Origin of the sequence: Streptomyces sp. NPDC097619 (genome assembly GCF_040302735.1) — a bacterium.
Classification (GTDB): Bacteria; Actinomycetota; Actinomycetes; order Streptomycetales; family Streptomycetaceae; genus Streptomyces.
Genome location: NZ_JBEOSD010000011.1, coordinates 79,981 through 93,710, shown reverse-complemented (window position 1 = coordinate 93,710; position 13,730 = coordinate 79,981). Strand labels below are relative to the sequence as shown.

13 protein-coding genes are annotated in these 13,730 nt (G+C 72.1%); 7 read left to right on the top strand and 6 right to left on the bottom strand.

Translation table 11 applies throughout. The features are described 5' to 3' along the window. Positions 1-122 precede the first annotated feature (122 nt). A complete protein-coding gene (locus tag ABTZ17_RS05485) occupies positions 123-2,384 on the bottom strand; it encodes a transglycosylase domain-containing protein (protein WP_352194183.1) in 2,262 nt (753 codons plus the stop codon). Positions 2,385-2,608: 224 nt separating this feature from the next. On the opposite strand from ABTZ17_RS05485, the gene ABTZ17_RS05480 reads away from it, so the two are divergent. The 5 genes from ABTZ17_RS05480 (at position 2,609) to ABTZ17_RS05460 (ending at position 7,593) form a co-directional block, all read left to right on the top strand. Further along, entirely contained in the window at positions 2,609-3,538 is a 930-nt protein-coding gene (locus ABTZ17_RS05480; RefSeq protein WP_352194182.1) for an SPFH domain-containing protein, read from the top strand. Continuing rightward, the gene (locus ABTZ17_RS05475; RefSeq protein ID WP_352194181.1) at positions 3,535-3,795 is read left to right on the top strand and encodes a type II toxin-antitoxin system antitoxin; all 261 of its coding nucleotides are present in this window, start codon (positions 3,535-3,537) and stop codon (positions 3,793-3,795) included. The genes ABTZ17_RS05480 and ABTZ17_RS05475 overlap by 4 nt, the downstream gene beginning before the upstream one ends. Positions 3,796-4,046: 251 nt before the next feature. Next, a complete protein-coding gene (locus tag ABTZ17_RS05470; RefSeq protein WP_352194180.1) occupies positions 4,047-4,571 on the top strand; it encodes a PadR family transcriptional regulator in 525 nt (174 codons plus the stop codon). Then, complete coding sequence (locus tag ABTZ17_RS05465; RefSeq protein WP_352194179.1) at positions 4,568-5,254, top strand: ABC transporter ATP-binding protein; 687 nt, start codon at positions 4,568-4,570, stop codon at positions 5,252-5,254. The genes ABTZ17_RS05470 and ABTZ17_RS05465 overlap by 4 nt, the downstream gene beginning before the upstream one ends. Then, positions 5,251-7,593 carry an ABC transporter permease gene (locus ABTZ17_RS05460; protein ID WP_352194178.1) on the top strand — a complete coding sequence of 781 codons (2,343 nt, stop codon included), beginning with the start codon at positions 5,251-5,253 and terminating at the stop codon, positions 7,591-7,593. Before ABTZ17_RS05465 ends, ABTZ17_RS05460 begins: the two co-directional genes overlap by 4 nt. 103 nt (positions 7,594-7,696) lie before the next feature. On the opposite strand, the gene ABTZ17_RS05455 is transcribed toward ABTZ17_RS05460, so the two are convergent. Beyond that, entirely contained in the window at positions 7,697-8,656 is a 960-nt protein-coding gene (locus ABTZ17_RS05455; protein ID WP_352194177.1) for a LysR substrate-binding domain-containing protein, read from the bottom strand. Positions 8,657-8,803: 147 nt separating this feature from the next. On the opposite strand from ABTZ17_RS05455, the gene ABTZ17_RS05450 reads away from it, so the two are divergent. Both ABTZ17_RS05450 and ABTZ17_RS05445 read left to right on the top strand, forming a co-directional pair. After that, on the top strand, positions 8,804-9,358 hold the full coding sequence (locus ABTZ17_RS05450; RefSeq protein ID WP_352194176.1) for a peroxiredoxin: 555 nt from the start codon (positions 8,804-8,806) through the stop codon (positions 9,356-9,358). A 2-nt stretch (positions 9,359-9,360) separates the two neighbouring features. Continuing rightward, on the top strand, positions 9,361-9,894 hold the full coding sequence (locus ABTZ17_RS05445) for an alkyl hydroperoxide reductase (RefSeq protein WP_352194175.1): 534 nt from the start codon (positions 9,361-9,363) through the stop codon (positions 9,892-9,894). Positions 9,895-10,013: 119 nt separating this feature from the next. Here the strand turns inward: ABTZ17_RS05445 and ABTZ17_RS05440 are convergent, their stop codons facing one another. From ABTZ17_RS05440 to ABTZ17_RS05425, 4 genes are all read right to left on the bottom strand, one after another. Further along, complete coding sequence (locus tag ABTZ17_RS05440) at positions 10,014-10,856, bottom strand: hypothetical protein (RefSeq protein ID WP_352194174.1); 843 nt, start codon at positions 10,854-10,856, stop codon at positions 10,014-10,016. A gap of 15 nt (positions 10,857-10,871) precedes the next feature. Beyond that, positions 10,872-11,627, bottom strand: coding sequence for a hypothetical protein (locus ABTZ17_RS05435; protein WP_352194173.1), 756 nt, complete (start codon positions 11,625-11,627; stop codon positions 10,872-10,874). Beyond that, positions 11,611-12,888 (bottom strand): AI-2E family transporter, encoded by a 1,278-nt coding sequence (locus ABTZ17_RS05430; RefSeq protein WP_352194172.1) that lies wholly within the window; start codon positions 12,886-12,888, stop codon positions 11,611-11,613. The genes ABTZ17_RS05435 and ABTZ17_RS05430 overlap by 17 nt, the downstream gene beginning before the upstream one ends. 127 nt (positions 12,889-13,015) lie before the next feature. Then, on the bottom strand, positions 13,016-13,714 hold the full coding sequence (locus ABTZ17_RS05425; protein ID WP_352194171.1) for an aggregation-promoting factor C-terminal-like domain-containing protein: 699 nt from the start codon (positions 13,712-13,714) through the stop codon (positions 13,016-13,018). Positions 13,715-13,730: the final 16 nt, after the last annotated feature.

Below are 13,730 nucleotides of genomic sequence, written 5' to 3'. Positions count from 1 at the left end.
GGCCCCCCGGCGCGCGCGGGTGGGGCGCCGCCGCCCCCCGCCCAGGCCACAAGTTCGCGGCGGGGCCCCCCCCCCCGCGGGGGCGCCCCCCCCTCCGTCATGTCGTCCCGTGCGGGGCGGACCTACGGGCGCCGTCGGTCGCCCGCGTCCCCGGCGGGCGGGTCCTCCGGGTCCACGGTGTCGCTCGGGGTCGGGGTGGGCGTGGGCGGCTTCGGCTTCTCCGTGGTGGGGGTCGGCGTCGGCTTGTCCGGCTTCTCCGTCTCCCGGGACTTCGTCGGGGTCGGCTTCGGGTCCTTGGTCTTGGTCGGCTTGTCCTCGGGGTCCTTGGACTTGGTGGGCGTGGGGGTGACGGTGGATTCCCTGGTCGGGACGACCGTCGGCTCGACCTTGCCCATCTCGGCCTCGGAGAGGTCGAACTCGCCGGTGTCCACGCCCGAGAGGGCCTCCAGGGTGTACGCCTTCCAGATGGCGGCCGGGAAGCTGGAGCCGCCCGCGCGGCCGCCGCCCGCCGTACCGGTCAGGGTGGTCTGGCGGTGGGTGCCGGGCTCCTCGCCGAACATGGCGACCACGGTGACCAGTTCCGGGGTGTAGCCGGTGAACCAGGCGGCGACGTTGGACTCGGTGGTACCGGTCTTGGCGGCGGCCTCGTAGGCGCTGCTGTCCACCTTCTCGCCGGAGCCGTTCTTGACCACGCCGGTGAGGACCTTGGTGACGGTGTCGGCGGTCTCGCGGCTGATGGCCTGGTCGCCGATGGGCTTCGCGGGCGAGTAGGTGCGGTCGGCGTGGGTGGCCGACTCGATGATCGTGGGGGTCACCTTCTTGCCGTGCCGGTCGAAGGAGGCGTACACGCCCGCCATCTCCAGCGTGTTGGCGCTCATGGTGCCCAGGGACAGGGCGGGCTTGTCGTCGGGCCAGCCGGGCCGGTCCGCCATGCCGAGGGCCAGGGCGGTCTTCTTCACGCTGGGCGGGCCGGCGTCGACGAACATCTGGGCGTACACCGAGTTCACCGAGAAGTCGGTGGCCTTCTGCACGGTGATGTCGCCGTAGTCCTTGTCGTCCTGGTTCTGCGGGGCGAAGGGCTCGTCGCTGCCCTCGACGGGGCGCTTGCTCTCACCGCTGTAGATGGTGCTCGGCGTGATCTTCTTGCCCTCCTGGGTGGTCGCGCCGTTCTCCAGGGCGGAGGCGAGGACCACGGGCTTGAAGGTGGAGCCGGGCTGGTAGTCGGTCCGCAGGGCGTTGCTGGCCCACTGGTCGTTGAGGCCGCGGCCGCCGTACATGGCGACGATGCGGCCGGTCTCGGCGTCCACGGAGGTGGCGCCGGCCTGGACGGCGGCGTCGACCTTGTTGCCCTTGCGGTCGAGCTTGGACTCCAGCTCGTCGTGGACGGCCTGTTCCAGGGCGGCCTGCTTGCGCTTGTCCACGCTGAGCTTGATGGTCCAGCCGCCGCTCTTGATCTCGGCGTCGGTGATGCCCTGGCGGCGCAGCTCGGCCTCGGCGGCCTGGATCAGGTAGCCCTTCTGGCCTTCGAGGCCGGGGGTGGGCTTGGGTTTGATCGGCTCGACGAACTTGATGCCGGCGCGGGTGGCCGGGTCGAGCTTGCCGATCTCGACCATGTTGTTGAGGGACTTCTCGAAGCGGCCCATGACCAGCTTCTTGGAGAGCGGTCCGGCCACGGCCCAGTCGTACTGGCTGGGGGCCTGGAGCAGGGCGGCGAGGTAGGCGCCCTGGGCGAGGGTGAGCTTCTCGGCGTCGACGCCGTAGTACGCCTGGGCGGCGGCCTGGATGCCGTAGGCGTTGCGGCCGAAGTAGCTGGTGTTGAGGTAGCCCGCGAGGATCTCGGGCTTCTTCAGCTCCTGGTCGACCTTGAGGGAGATCACCAGCTCCTTGAGCTTGCGGGTGACCGTCTGGTCCTGATTCAGGTAGTAGTTCTTGACGTACTGCTGGGTGATGGTGGAGCCGCCCTGCTTGCCGCGGCCGGTGGCGGTGTTGAAGAGGCCGCGCAGGACGCCCTTCACGTCGACGCCGTTGTCCTGCTCGAAGGTCTTGTTCTCCAGGGCGACGAAGGCGCTCTGGACCTCGGCGGGGACCTTCTCGATGGGGACGATGACGCGGTTGACGGCGCCGTCGCGGGCCATCACGGTGCCGTCGGACCACTCGTAGACGTTGCTCTGGCGGGTGGCCTGCTGGTTGGGGGTCGGGGTGTCGACGTAGAAGTAGAGGCCGATGAGTCCGGCCATGCCGAGGAGGATCAGTCCGAAGAAGGTCCCCAGCAGCTTCTTCCAGGTGAAGAACCGGCGTATGCCGGACGGCCTGTTCTTCCGGCGCCCGCGCGGCGCCCTGCGCGCTCCACGCTTCTGCGCGCGTCGCGCTTCTGCTCGGCCCATCGCTCCCAAACTCCGCTCGTTCACCCCCCGACGTCAGCTCAGAAAGCTAACACCGCGGGCAAGGACAAAGGTCGGCCAATCCGTGCTTTTCCGGACGTGAGAATGAGCACCCACCCCGTCGGAACCGACGCTCCCTGGCCCGTGGGGGTTGCTCCGAGCCGAAAAAGTGATATCACTTTGCTAGGCCACTCGGCCGGGGCAGTACATCGAGAACGGGGCAGATCATGACGAAGACCGCAGATCCGACGGACCGTCCGGGCGGAGCCGAGCCCCGGATCGAGGAGTACCCGGCCCACAGCGTCGGCGGCGGTCTGGCCCTGCTGCTCGGCCTGGTCGGACTGGCGGCGGGCATCGGCCTGGTGATCGTGGGCGCCGTCGCCGCCGCCACGGCGGTCAAGGCGAGCCTGATCCCGCTGGGCATCCTGGTGGCGCTGGGCGCCTTCCTGATGATGTGCGGGCTCAACACCGTGGCCCCCGGCGAGGCCCGGGTGGTCCAGCTCTTCGGCCGCTACCGCGGCACCATCCGCACGGACGGCCTGCGCTGGGTGAACCCTCTGACCTCCCGCGAGAAGATCTCCACCCGGGTCCGCAACCACGAAACGGCCGTCCTGAAGGTCAACGACGCCTACGGCAACCCGATCGAGCTGGCCGCCGTGGTGGTGTGGAAGGTGGAGGACACCGCGCTCGCCACCTTCGAGGTGGAGGACTTCACCGAGTTCGTGGAGACGCAGACCGAGGCCGCGGTCCGCCACATCGCCATCGAGTACCCCTACGACTCCCACGAGGAGGACGGCCTCTCCCTCCGCGAGAACGCCGAGGAGATCACCGAGAAGCTGGCCGCCGAGCTGCACGCCCGGGTCGAGGCGGCCGGGGTCCGGATCGTGGAGTCCCGCTTCACCCACCTCGCCTACGCCCCCGAGATCGCCTCGGCGATGCTCCAGCGCCAGCAGGCCGGGGCCGTGGTCGCGGCCCGCCGCCAGATCGTGGACGGCGCGGTGGGCATGGTGGAGCTGGCGCTGACGCGACTGGCCGAGGAGGGCATCGTGGAGCTGGACCCGGAGCGCAAGGCCGCCATGGTCTCCAACCTGATGGTGGTGCTGTGCGGGGACCGCGCCGCGCAGCCGGTCGTCAACACGGGCACGCTGTACCAGTGAGCCCCACGGAGGACGGCCGGGCGGCCGCCGGGTCCCCGGACCCGGCGGAGCGCGGCGCGCGCGCCGGCGCCCGCAAGCAGGTGCTGCTGCGCCTGGACCCCCAGGTGTACGAGGCGCTGGCCCGCTGGGCGGGCGAGGAACTGCGCAGCGCCAACGCCCAGATCGAGTTCCTGCTGCGGCGGGCCCTCAAGGAGGCCGGGCGGCTGCCCGGCTCGACCGGACCGCTGCCGCGCCGGGGCCGTCCACCCAAGGAGTAGGACCCGCCCCTCCCTCGGCCTCCGCCCTGCCCCGCCCCTTCCGGGGCACCCCCTTCCGAGCCCCCGCCGGCCGCGCGCCGACGGGGGCTCGACGCTGCCCGAGGCGGGCGGGAGGGACCGTGCGCGGGTCACGCCGGGCGCCCGTACGAAATCGTGACAATCACTCCTGACCTGGGGAAACAATCTCCGCGAACCGGGCTCTACACGGGGTGTATACACCCGAGGTATACACCCCGTGTACAGTCCTGGGCATGTCCATCGGTCACACTCTGCTCGGCCTCCTGGAGGCCGGCCCGCGCCACGGCTACGACCTCAAGCGGGCCTTCGACGAAAAGTTCGGCCACGACCGCCCCCTGCACTACGGGCAGGTCTACTCGACCATGTCCCGGCTGCTGAAGAACGGCCTCGTGGAGGTCGAGGGCATAGAGGCCGGCGGCGGCCCGGACCGCAAGCGCTACGCCATCACCGACGCCGGCATCACCGACGTCGAGACCTGGCTCGCGGAACCGGAGAAGCCGGAGCCCTACCTCCAGTCCACCCTCTACACCAAGGTCGTCCTCGCCCTGCTGACCGGCCGCAGCGCGACCGACCTGCTCGACACCCAGCGCGCCGAGCACCTACGCCTCATGCGCCTCCTCACCACCCGCAAGCGCAAGGGCGACCTCGCCGACCAGCTCGTCTGCGACCACGCCCTGTTCCACCTCGAAGCGGACCTGCGGTGGCTGGAGCTCACCGCCGCCCGCCTCGACCAGCTCGCCAAGGAAGTACGCCGATGACACCCGCGGGTTCCCTCCTCACCGCCACGGACCTGCGCAAGGCGTACGGCCCCACCCACGCCCTCGACGGGGCCGGGTTCTCCATCCACCCCGGCGAGGTCGTCGCCATCATGGGGCCCTCAGGCTCCGGCAAGTCCACGCTGCTGCACTGCCTGGCCGGGATCGTCACCCCCGACTCCGGCACCATCACCTACGCGGGCCGCGAGCTCTCCGCCATGAACGACGCCGAGCGCAGCGCCCTCCGGCGCAGCGAGTTCGGGTTCGTCTTCCAGTTCGGCCAGCTCGTGCCCGAACTGACCTGCGTGGAGAACGTGGCCCTGCCGCTGCGCCTCAACGGTGCCAAGCGCAAGGAGGCCGAGCGCACCGCCCTGGAGTGGATGGCCCGCCTGGAGGTGGACGGCATCGGGGACAAACGGCCCGGCGAGGTCTCCGGCGGTCAGGGGCAGCGGGTGGCCGTGGCACGATCCCTGGTCACCTCCCCCCGCGTGGTCTTCGCGGACGAGCCCACCGGCGCCCTGGACTCCCTCAACGGCGAGCGGGTCATGCAGCTGCTGACCGAGGCCGCCCGCTCCACCAACGCCGCCGTGGTCCTCGTCACCCACGAGACCCGCGTGGCCGCCTACTCCGACCGCGAGATCGTCGTGCGCGACGGCAAGTCCCGCGACATGGAGCGCGCCATATGAGCCGCCTCGCCGTCTGGGCCCAGGACCTGCGGATGGGGGCCCGGTTCGCCCTCGGCGGTGGCCGCGAGGGCTGGACCCGCACCCTGCTGACCGCCGTCGGCGTCGGCCTCGGCGTGGCTCTGCTGCTGGTGACCACGGCCCTGCCCAGCGCCCTCCAGGCCCGCGACGTCCGCTACGACGCGCGCAGCACCCTGACCGCGCCCACCGTCGGGAAGGCGGGCCCCGGCACCCTGCTCGTCGCCGAGTCCGACACCACCTTCCGCGGCACCGACGTCTACGGCCGCCAGCTCCAGCCCGAGGGCCCGCAGGCCCCGCTGCCGCCCGGCCTGAAGTCCTTCCCCGGCCCCGGGGAACTGGCCGTCTCCCCCGCCCTGGACCGGCTGCTGAAGTCCTCCGGCGACAGCATGCTCCGGGAGCGGCTGAACGGCCCGATCGTCTCCGTGATCGGGGACGCGGGACTCATCGGCCCCAACGAACTCGCCTTCTACCAGGGCCAGGACCGGCTCCAGGCCGACGGACAGCGGATCAAGCGGGTCACCGGCTTCGCCAACGACTCGGTGCCCGAACCGCTGGACCCCGTCCTCTCCCTGCTCCTGACCATGGTGTTCGTGGCCCTGCTGATGCCGGTGGCCGTGTTCATCGCCGCCGCCGTCCGCTTCGGCGGCGACCGCCGGGACCGCCGGCTCGCCGCCCTGCGCCTGGTGGGCGCCGACGGCCGGATGACCCGCCGGATCGCCGCGGGCGAGGCCGCCGCCGGCTCCGTGCTCGGCCTCGGCTTCGGCGCCGTCTTCTTCCTGGCCGTACGGCACTTCGCCGGCGAGGTCACGATGATGGAGCGCAGCGTCTTCCCCGCCGACCTCAACCCCACCCTGTGGCTGGCGGCCCTGGTCGGGCTGGCCGTACCGGCCGCGGCCGTGGCCGTCACCCTGTTCGCGCTGCGCGGCGTGGTGATCGAGCCCCTCGGCGTGGTGCGCACCGCCAAGCCCGCCAAACGGCGCATCTGGTGGCGGCTGCTCATGCCGGTCGGTGGACTGGCCCTGCTCGCCCCGATGATGGGCCGCGGCAACGAGGGCGGCGAGTTCAACCAGTACCAGGTCATCGGCGGCGTGGTCCTGCTGCTCGTCGGCATCACCGCCCTGCTGCCCTGGCTCGTCGAGCGGACCGTGGCCCGGCTCGGCGGCGGCGGGGTGGCCTGGCAACTGGCCGTGCGCCGGCTCCAGCTCTCCGGCAGCACCGCCGCCCGCCTCGTCAACGGCATCGCCGTGGCCGTGGCCGGGGCGATCGCCCTCCAGATGCTCTTCGCGGGCGTCGAGTCGGACTACACCAAGAGCACCGGTCAGGACACCCGGCGGGCCGCCGTCTCCGTGCACATCCCCGCCGGTACCGCCCCCGCCGGCCGGGCCGAGGAGACCGCCCGCGAACTGGGCGGGATCCAGGGCGTCCACAAGGCCACCGCGCTGAGCATGACGGACCTGGCGCTCAAGCCCGAGGACCCCGATCTCAGCGCCTCCCTGACGGTGGGCGACTGCGCGGCCCTCTCCGAACTGGCACGGCTGCCCTCCTGCAAGGACGGCGACACCTTCGTGCTGACCGGCGGGGAGGACTACGGCAGCGACCCCTCCGCCCTGACCGTGCCCGGCACCCGCCTCTTCGCGGCCCCCCGGTACAGCGGCGACGAGCGGGCCCGGCCCGCGGTCCGCTGGACCCTGCCCGCCGACGCCCGCACCGCGCCCTCCCGCAAGGACCCCACCGGCGTGCTCCGCTCCGGGGTGCTGGCCACCCCGTCGGCCGCGCCGAAGGGCCTGGGCGACAGCCTGTACACCACGGTCTACGTGCAGACCGTGCCCGGTGACGCCGACGCCCTGGAGCGGGTGCGCACCGCGGTCTTCCTGAAGGACCCGATGATGACGTCCTTCACGGCCATGAGCACCCAGCAGTCCAACCGCTTCGCGGCCATCCGCACCGGCCTGTTCATCGGCGCCACCGGCGTGCTGGTGCTGATCGGGGCGAGCATGCTGGTCTCGCAGCTCGAACAGCTCCGGGAGCGCCGCAAGCTGCTGTCGGCGCTGGTGGCCTTCGGCACGCGCCGTTCCACCCTGAGCATGTCGGTGCTGTGGCAGACCGCGGTGCCGATCGGCCTCGGCCTGCTGCTGGCCACCGCGGTCGGCCTGGCCCTGGGCGCCGTACTGCTGCGGATGTCGAACGCCACGGTGGCCGTGGACTGGTCCTCGGTGCTCGCGATGACCGGCATCGGCGCGGGCGTGGTGGTGCTGGTGACGGCGCTCAGCCTGCCGCCGCTGCTGCGGCTGATGCGCCCGGACGGCCTGCGCACCGAGTGATCCGTGCGGTTCCGGCGGCGCGCCATCGGAACCGCACGGAACCTCACGGGAATGCCGAGGACGTACCCGCTGCCGGTGCGGCCCGTGGAGGTCGGGGGAATCCCTACTCCGCGAGCCACACCGGCAGCGGTCGTACCGCCTCCCGCAGGGCGGCGGCGAACTGCCCGAACTCGCCCTGCCGGGCCGTCCCGGTCCGCATGGCCAGGGCGATCCGTCGGGAGGGCGCCGGCTCCGCGAACCACCCCGTGGCCAGGTGGTCGTTGCGGGTGGTCTCCAGCCGCAGGGCCGTCCGCGGCAGCAGGGTCACCCCCAGCCCGCCCGCCACCAGCTGCACCAGGGTGGAGAGCCCGGCCGCGGTGGTGGTGACGTCGGCCCCCTCGGTGCGGCCGGCCTCCCGGCAGATGTCGAGGGCCTGGTCGCGCAGGCAGTGCCCCTCGTCCAGAAGCAGCAGGTGCAGCCCCCGCAGCTCCTCGCGGGGGATGTCCCGCCGCCCGGCGAGGGGGTGGCCGCGCGGGGCGACGAGCACGAAGTCCTCGTCGAAGAGCGGCAGCTCCGTCACGCCCGGGACCCCCAGCGGCACCGCGAGGAGCAGCAGGTCCAGCCGGCCCGAGGCCAGTCCGTCGAGGAGGGAGTGGGTCTGCTCCTCGTGGACCTGGAGGTCGAGCTGCGGGTACCGGCGGTGGATCAGGCCGATGACGGTGGGCAGCAGGTACGGGGCCACGGTGGGGATCACCCCGAGGCGCAGGGCCCCCGTGAAGGGCGCCCGGACGGCCTCGGCCTCCTCCGTGAGCGCGGCCATGGCGTCCAGCACGGTCCGGGCGCGGGCGGCGATCCGCTCGCCGGCCGGGGAGAGCAGCACCTTGCGGGTGGTGCGTTCCAGGAGCTGCACCCCGAGCGCCTCCTCCAAGGCGGAGACCGCTCCCGAGAGCGCGGGCTGGCTCATCCCGATCGCGGCGGCGGCGTCGCGGAAGTGCAGGTGCTCGGCCACGGCCGCGAAGGCCCGCAGCTGCGCCAGGGTGGGTTGCCGGGGCCCGGCTTTGGCCCCTCTGTTACCTACAGCCACTGATAGGTACCTCCGATCACGAAACCAAAGGGTAGCTATTTCTGTAATCAATGCCGGTGTGCCAGCATGTGAGATCCGTCCAACCCCCCGCGGAAAGGTCCGTACCACCCCAAAAGGGTGGGGCCCTTCCCTTCGCAAGGAGTGCACGTGCTCACTGTCGGTGACAAGTTCCCCACCTACGATCTGACCGCCTGCGTCTCGCTCGAGGCCGGCAAGGAGTTCGCTCAGATCGACCACAAGACCTACGAGGGCAAGTGGCGCGTGGTGTTCTTCTGGCCGAAGGACTTCACCTTCGTCTGCCCGACCGAGATCGCCGCCTTCGGCAAGCTGAACGAGGAGTTCGCCGACCGCGACGCGCAGATCCTCGGTGTCTCCGGCGACTCCGAGTTCGTGCACCACGCCTGGCGCAAGGACCACGCCGACCTGCGTGACCTGCCCTTCCCGATGCTGGCCGACTCGAAGCACGAGCTCATGCAGGCCGCGGGCGTGCAGGGCGAGGACGGCTTCGCGCAGCGCGCCGTGTTCGTCGTGGACCCCAACAACGAGATCCAGTTCTCCATGGTGACCGCCGGTTCCGTCGGCCGTAACCCCAAGGAGGTCCTGCGGGTCCTGGACGCCCTGCAGACCGACGAGCTGTGCCCCTGCAACTGGACCAAGGGCGAGGACACCCTGGACGCCGGCGCCCTCCTGGCCGGTGAGTGAGCATGGCCCTCGCTGAGCTGAAGGCCGCCATACCGGACTTCGCCAAGGACCTGAAGCTGAACCTCGGCTCGGTCATCGGCAACAGCCCGCTCTCCGAGCAGCAGCTGTGGGGCACCGTCCTGGCCTGCGCGATCGCCTCGCGCTCCCCCAAGGTGCTCCGCGAGCTGGAGCCGGAGGCCAAGGCCGTCCTCTCCGAGGAGGCGTACACCGCCGCCAAGTCCGCCGCCGCGATCATGGCGATGAACAACGTCTTCTACCGGACCCGCCACCTGCTCTCCGACCCGGAGTACGGCACGATGCGCGCGGGCCTGCGGATGAACGTCATCGGCAACCCGGGCGTGGAGAAGGTCGACTTCGAGCTGTGGTCGCTCGCGGTCTCCGCGATCAACGGCTGCGGCCAGTGCCTGGACTCGCACGAGCAGGTGCTGCGCAAGGCGGGCGTGGACCGCGAGACGGTCCAGGAGGCCGTCAAGGTCGCCTCGGTCATCCAGGCCGTCGGCGTCACCCTGGACGCGGAGGCCGTCCTGGCGGAGTAGTCCGCCCGGCGCCACCCCCGCGCGCCCGACGCGTCACGGACCCCCGGCACCTGCCGTGCCGGGGGTCCCGTGCGTCCACCGCCCGGGACGCCCTCGACCGGGGGTCGGGCGGCCGGGGCTCAGTCCTTCCGCAGGCGGGCCATCAGCGCCCGCATGTCCGTGACCATGGCCTCCTTCAGCGCCTCCGGTTCCACCGGGTCCAGCGGCGGCTCCTCCTGCTGCTCGCCCTCGCCCTCCTGGTCCCGGTAGTTCAGGGTGGAACCGGGCTGCATGGTGAACTCCGCGCCGCCGTCGAGCACCCGCAGCAGCGGCGCGTCCGCGCCGTTCAGGGTCACGAACTGCGCCCGCTCCCCCAGCCCGGCCACCGCCTCCCGCGTCACGTCGGAGTCCGCGCCGGCCGACACGGTCGGCAGGTCCGCCCCGAACTCCGCCTCCGGGTCCGTCTTCTTGTGCAGGGTGAGCGTCACCCGCAGCTCGCGGTTGAGCTGCCAGTTCCCGTCACTGCCCGCTCGGTCCTCGCCGCTCAGCACGCACCCGAACCAGTCCACCGCCTCGTGCGGCACGTCCTGGTGACTGGGCCCCGCACGGAGCCCGCCCAGCATCCGGGTCAGGGAGGGCGCCTTCAGCTCCTCGCAGAGGTCGGAGGGCGCCCGGTAGGGCAACTCCGGGGCCCGCTCCTGACCGGCGCCCGTCAGGTACAGGGAACCGCCCCAGGCGGCGGAGGCGATCAGGGCCCCGGCGAGGGTCCACAGCCAGGGCCGGCCCCCGCCCGGACGGCGGCGCGGACCTCCGACGGCCGGATCCTCGGCGGCACCGGGCCCGAAGTCCGCCCCCTCGGGTACGCCCCCGCCGGGTGCGGGACCGCCCGCCGCGAGCCGGTCCGGTGCAGGGCCGGGCGTATCGTCCTCCCGCGGCCGCCGGAAGGCGGCGTGCTCCCCGTCGAGTTCGGGCTCGGTGATCATGTGGTTCCCCCCGGGTCAGTCCCGCTGCGGATCTCGTTCGTTCCGCGCGGCCCTGGTCATGAGGCCGCGCACGTCCTCGATCATCGCCGACTGTAGGGCGTCGGCGTCCACCGCGGTGGGTCGGGGCACGTTCCCCGGGTCCTTCTCGTCGAAGCCGCCGCTCACCTCGACGGTCAGCGTGAACACCGCGCCGCCGTCCAGCACCTTCAGGGTCCAGGCGGCGTGCCCGTCGTGGAGGAACAGCGCCCGCTCCCCCAGCCCCGGCACCCGCCGCACCTCGGGGTCCACCATCAGGGCGTCCCCGGCCCGCGCCCGCGCCTCGAACTCCGGCTCCGGGTCGACGGCCAGGTGCCGTTCCAGCCGGGCCTGGAGCCAGATCCGGTGCGTGTACCGGGGCCGGCCCGGCCCCGTGTCGTTCCGTACCGCGCCCCGGGCACAGCCCAGCCGCTCGTAGGACTCGCCCCGGAACTCCTCGCTGACGCCCTCCACGGCCGTGCGCCCCAGCAGTGTGTGCAGGGCGGCCGGCTCGAAGACCCGGCAGAGCCGCCCCTGGACGTCGTAGCGGACCTCCGGGGCCCGGTCCGCGCGGCCCAGGTCGGTGAAGCCGTACAGCCCGCCCGCCCACAGCAGGGAGGCGGCGAGGGCCCCGGCCAGGACGCCGGTCGTGAAGCGGCCCCGCCCTCCGGGGCCGGTCCGTCGGGGTTCCTCGGTCAGTGGTTCCCGGCCCGCTTCGGAGCGGCCGTCGCCCTCGTACTCAGGCTCCGTGATCACCCTTCGGTTCCCCCTGGCCTCCGGGAGCCACGGGCAGGGCGGTGGCTCCGTGGGGACCCGGCCCGATCCGCAGCTCGTCCTCACGGGAGTACGCCCGCAGGTAGACCACCACGGTGTTGGTGACGGCCACGAGCGGGACCGCGACGACCGCGCCCCCGATGCCCGCGATCATCCCACCGGCGGCCACCGAAAGCACCACCGCGAGCGGGTGCACCCGCACCGCGCGGCCGAGGATGAAGGGCTGGAGGACGTGCCCCTCGATCTGTTGCACCGCCAGCACCACCAGCAGCACCATCAGGGCGGTGAACAAACCTTGGGTCACCAGCGCCACGACCACCGCGAGCGCCCCGGACACGACCGCGCCGACCAGCGGGATGAAGGCGAACAGGAAGATGAACACGGCCAGGGGGACGGCCATGGGCACGTCGAGGAAGTAGATGCCGAGGCCGATGAAGACAGCGTCGATGAGGGCCACGATGACCGTGCCCCGCACGTAGGCCGTGAGGGTCCGCCAGGCCCGCGGTCCCGCACCGGCCACGCCGGCCCGGGCCGCCGCCGGCACCAGGCCGAGGGTCCACTCCCAGATCCGCTTGCCGTCGTAGAGCAGGAAGAGGGTGGAGAACATCGCCAGCAGCATGCCGGTGAGGACCTCGACCATGACGGTGACGCCCTGGAGTCCCGCCGAGGTGATCTCCTGGGTGTTGGTGCCGATGGTCTCGCTGAGGTTCTTCGCGATGTCGTTGATCTGCTTCTCGGTGACGTGGAAGGGGCTGTTGAGCGCGGCCCTCTTCAGTTCGTCGATGCCGTCGCGGAGTCGGTCGGAGAGGTCGTCGAGGTTCTCCATGACCTGCCAGACCACGAACCAGCCCACCAGGCCGATGATCACGAATCCGGTGATGGCGGTGACCGCGGTGGCCAGGCCGCGGGGCAGCCCGTACCGGCGCAGCCGCACCACGAAGGGTTGGAGCAGGGCGGTGACCAGCATGGCGGCGGCGAAGGCGAGGACGACCAGCCGGACCTCGCTGATGACGCGCATCAGCACCCAGAGCAGGGCGGCGAGCATCAGCAGCCGCCAGCTCACCTCGGCGGCCACCCGGACGCCCCAGGGCACCACGCTGGCCGGTTCGGGCCGGGGCCCGCGCGGTCGCGGCCGCTCGACCGGCAGGTAGTCCGGCTCGGGGGCCTCCCGGTCCGGCCGTTCGGGCAGGGCCTTGCCGAGGCGGCCGAGCCAGCCGGTCACCTTGTCGGGCACATTCGCCATTTCGTTCCCTTCCCCGTCCCCCGTACGCACGCCACGCCCGACCGTACACGCGCCGAGCCCCCCACCGGATGACGGTGGGGGGCTCGGCGGAAAAGCGGCGTCCGCTGGGGCCGGTGCGGCCGCCGGTCTAGTACCAGCGGTTGGCCTGCCAGAAGCTCCAGGCGCCGCAGGGGCTGCCGTAGCGCTCGTTCATGTAGTTGAGGCCCCACTTGATCTGGGTGGCCGGGTTGGTGCGCCAGTCGGCACCCGCGGAGGCCATCTTGCCGCCGGGCAGGGCCTGCACCAGACCGTAGGCGCCGGAGGAGGCGTTGACGGCGCGGTAGTTCCAGGTGGACTCGTGGTTCACGATGTTGCTGAAGCACTGGAACTGCGAGGAGGGCACCATCTGCCGGGCGATGGACTTCACCTGGGAGACGGTGTAGGACGCGCGGGGCGCGAAGTCGGAGGCGTCGCGGGCGGCGGAACGGCTCGCGGCCTCTTCCTTCTCCTTGCGCTCCTTCTCGGCCTTCTCGGCCAGCTCCTGGGCGGCGGCCTTCTTGGCGCGGGCGTCCTTGGCGGCCTGCAGGCGCGCGGTCTCCTCGGAGGCCTTCTTCGCGTCGGCTTCGGCCTGGAAGGCGAAGGCGTCGGCCTGCTGCGTCAGGGACGCGGTCTGGACCTCGGCCTGCTCGCCGACCGGGATGTCGGTGAGGAGCGTCGTACCGGCAGCGGTCGTCTCGAGCTCGTTCGTGGACGCGGCGTCGCCCGAGGCGACTCCCACGACGGCGCCGACGGTGGTGACGGCAGTGGCGGAGGCCACGGCGAATCCCCGAACCGAAATCCGGCTCACACGGTTTCCTTCCAGC

Bases quoted from the DNA above. Each gene is read 5' to 3' on its own strand.
- ABTZ17_RS05480 (WP_352194182.1), top strand. From the start codon at position 2,609: ATGACGAAGACCGCAGATCCGACGGACCGTCCGGGCGGAGCCGAGCCC.
- ABTZ17_RS05445 (WP_352194175.1), top strand. From the start codon at position 9,361: ATGGCCCTCGCTGAGCTGAAGGCCGCCATACCGGACTTCGCCAAGGAC.
- ABTZ17_RS05430 (WP_352194172.1), bottom strand. From the start codon at position 12,888: ATGGCGAATGTGCCCGACAAGGTGACCGGCTGGCTCGGCCGCCTCGGC.
- ABTZ17_RS05460 (WP_352194178.1), top strand. From the start codon at position 5,251: ATGAGCCGCCTCGCCGTCTGGGCCCAGGACCTGCGGATGGGGGCCCGG.
- ABTZ17_RS05465 (WP_352194179.1), top strand. From the start codon at position 4,568: ATGACACCCGCGGGTTCCCTCCTCACCGCCACGGACCTGCGCAAGGCG.
- ABTZ17_RS05485 (WP_352194183.1), bottom strand. From the start codon at position 2,384: ATGGGCCGAGCAGAAGCGCGACGCGCGCAGAAGCGTGGAGCGCGCAGG.
- ABTZ17_RS05440 (WP_352194174.1), bottom strand. From the start codon at position 10,856: ATGATCACCGAGCCCGAACTCGACGGGGAGCACGCCGCCTTCCGGCGG.
- ABTZ17_RS05470 (WP_352194180.1), top strand. From the start codon at position 4,047: ATGTCCATCGGTCACACTCTGCTCGGCCTCCTGGAGGCCGGCCCGCGC.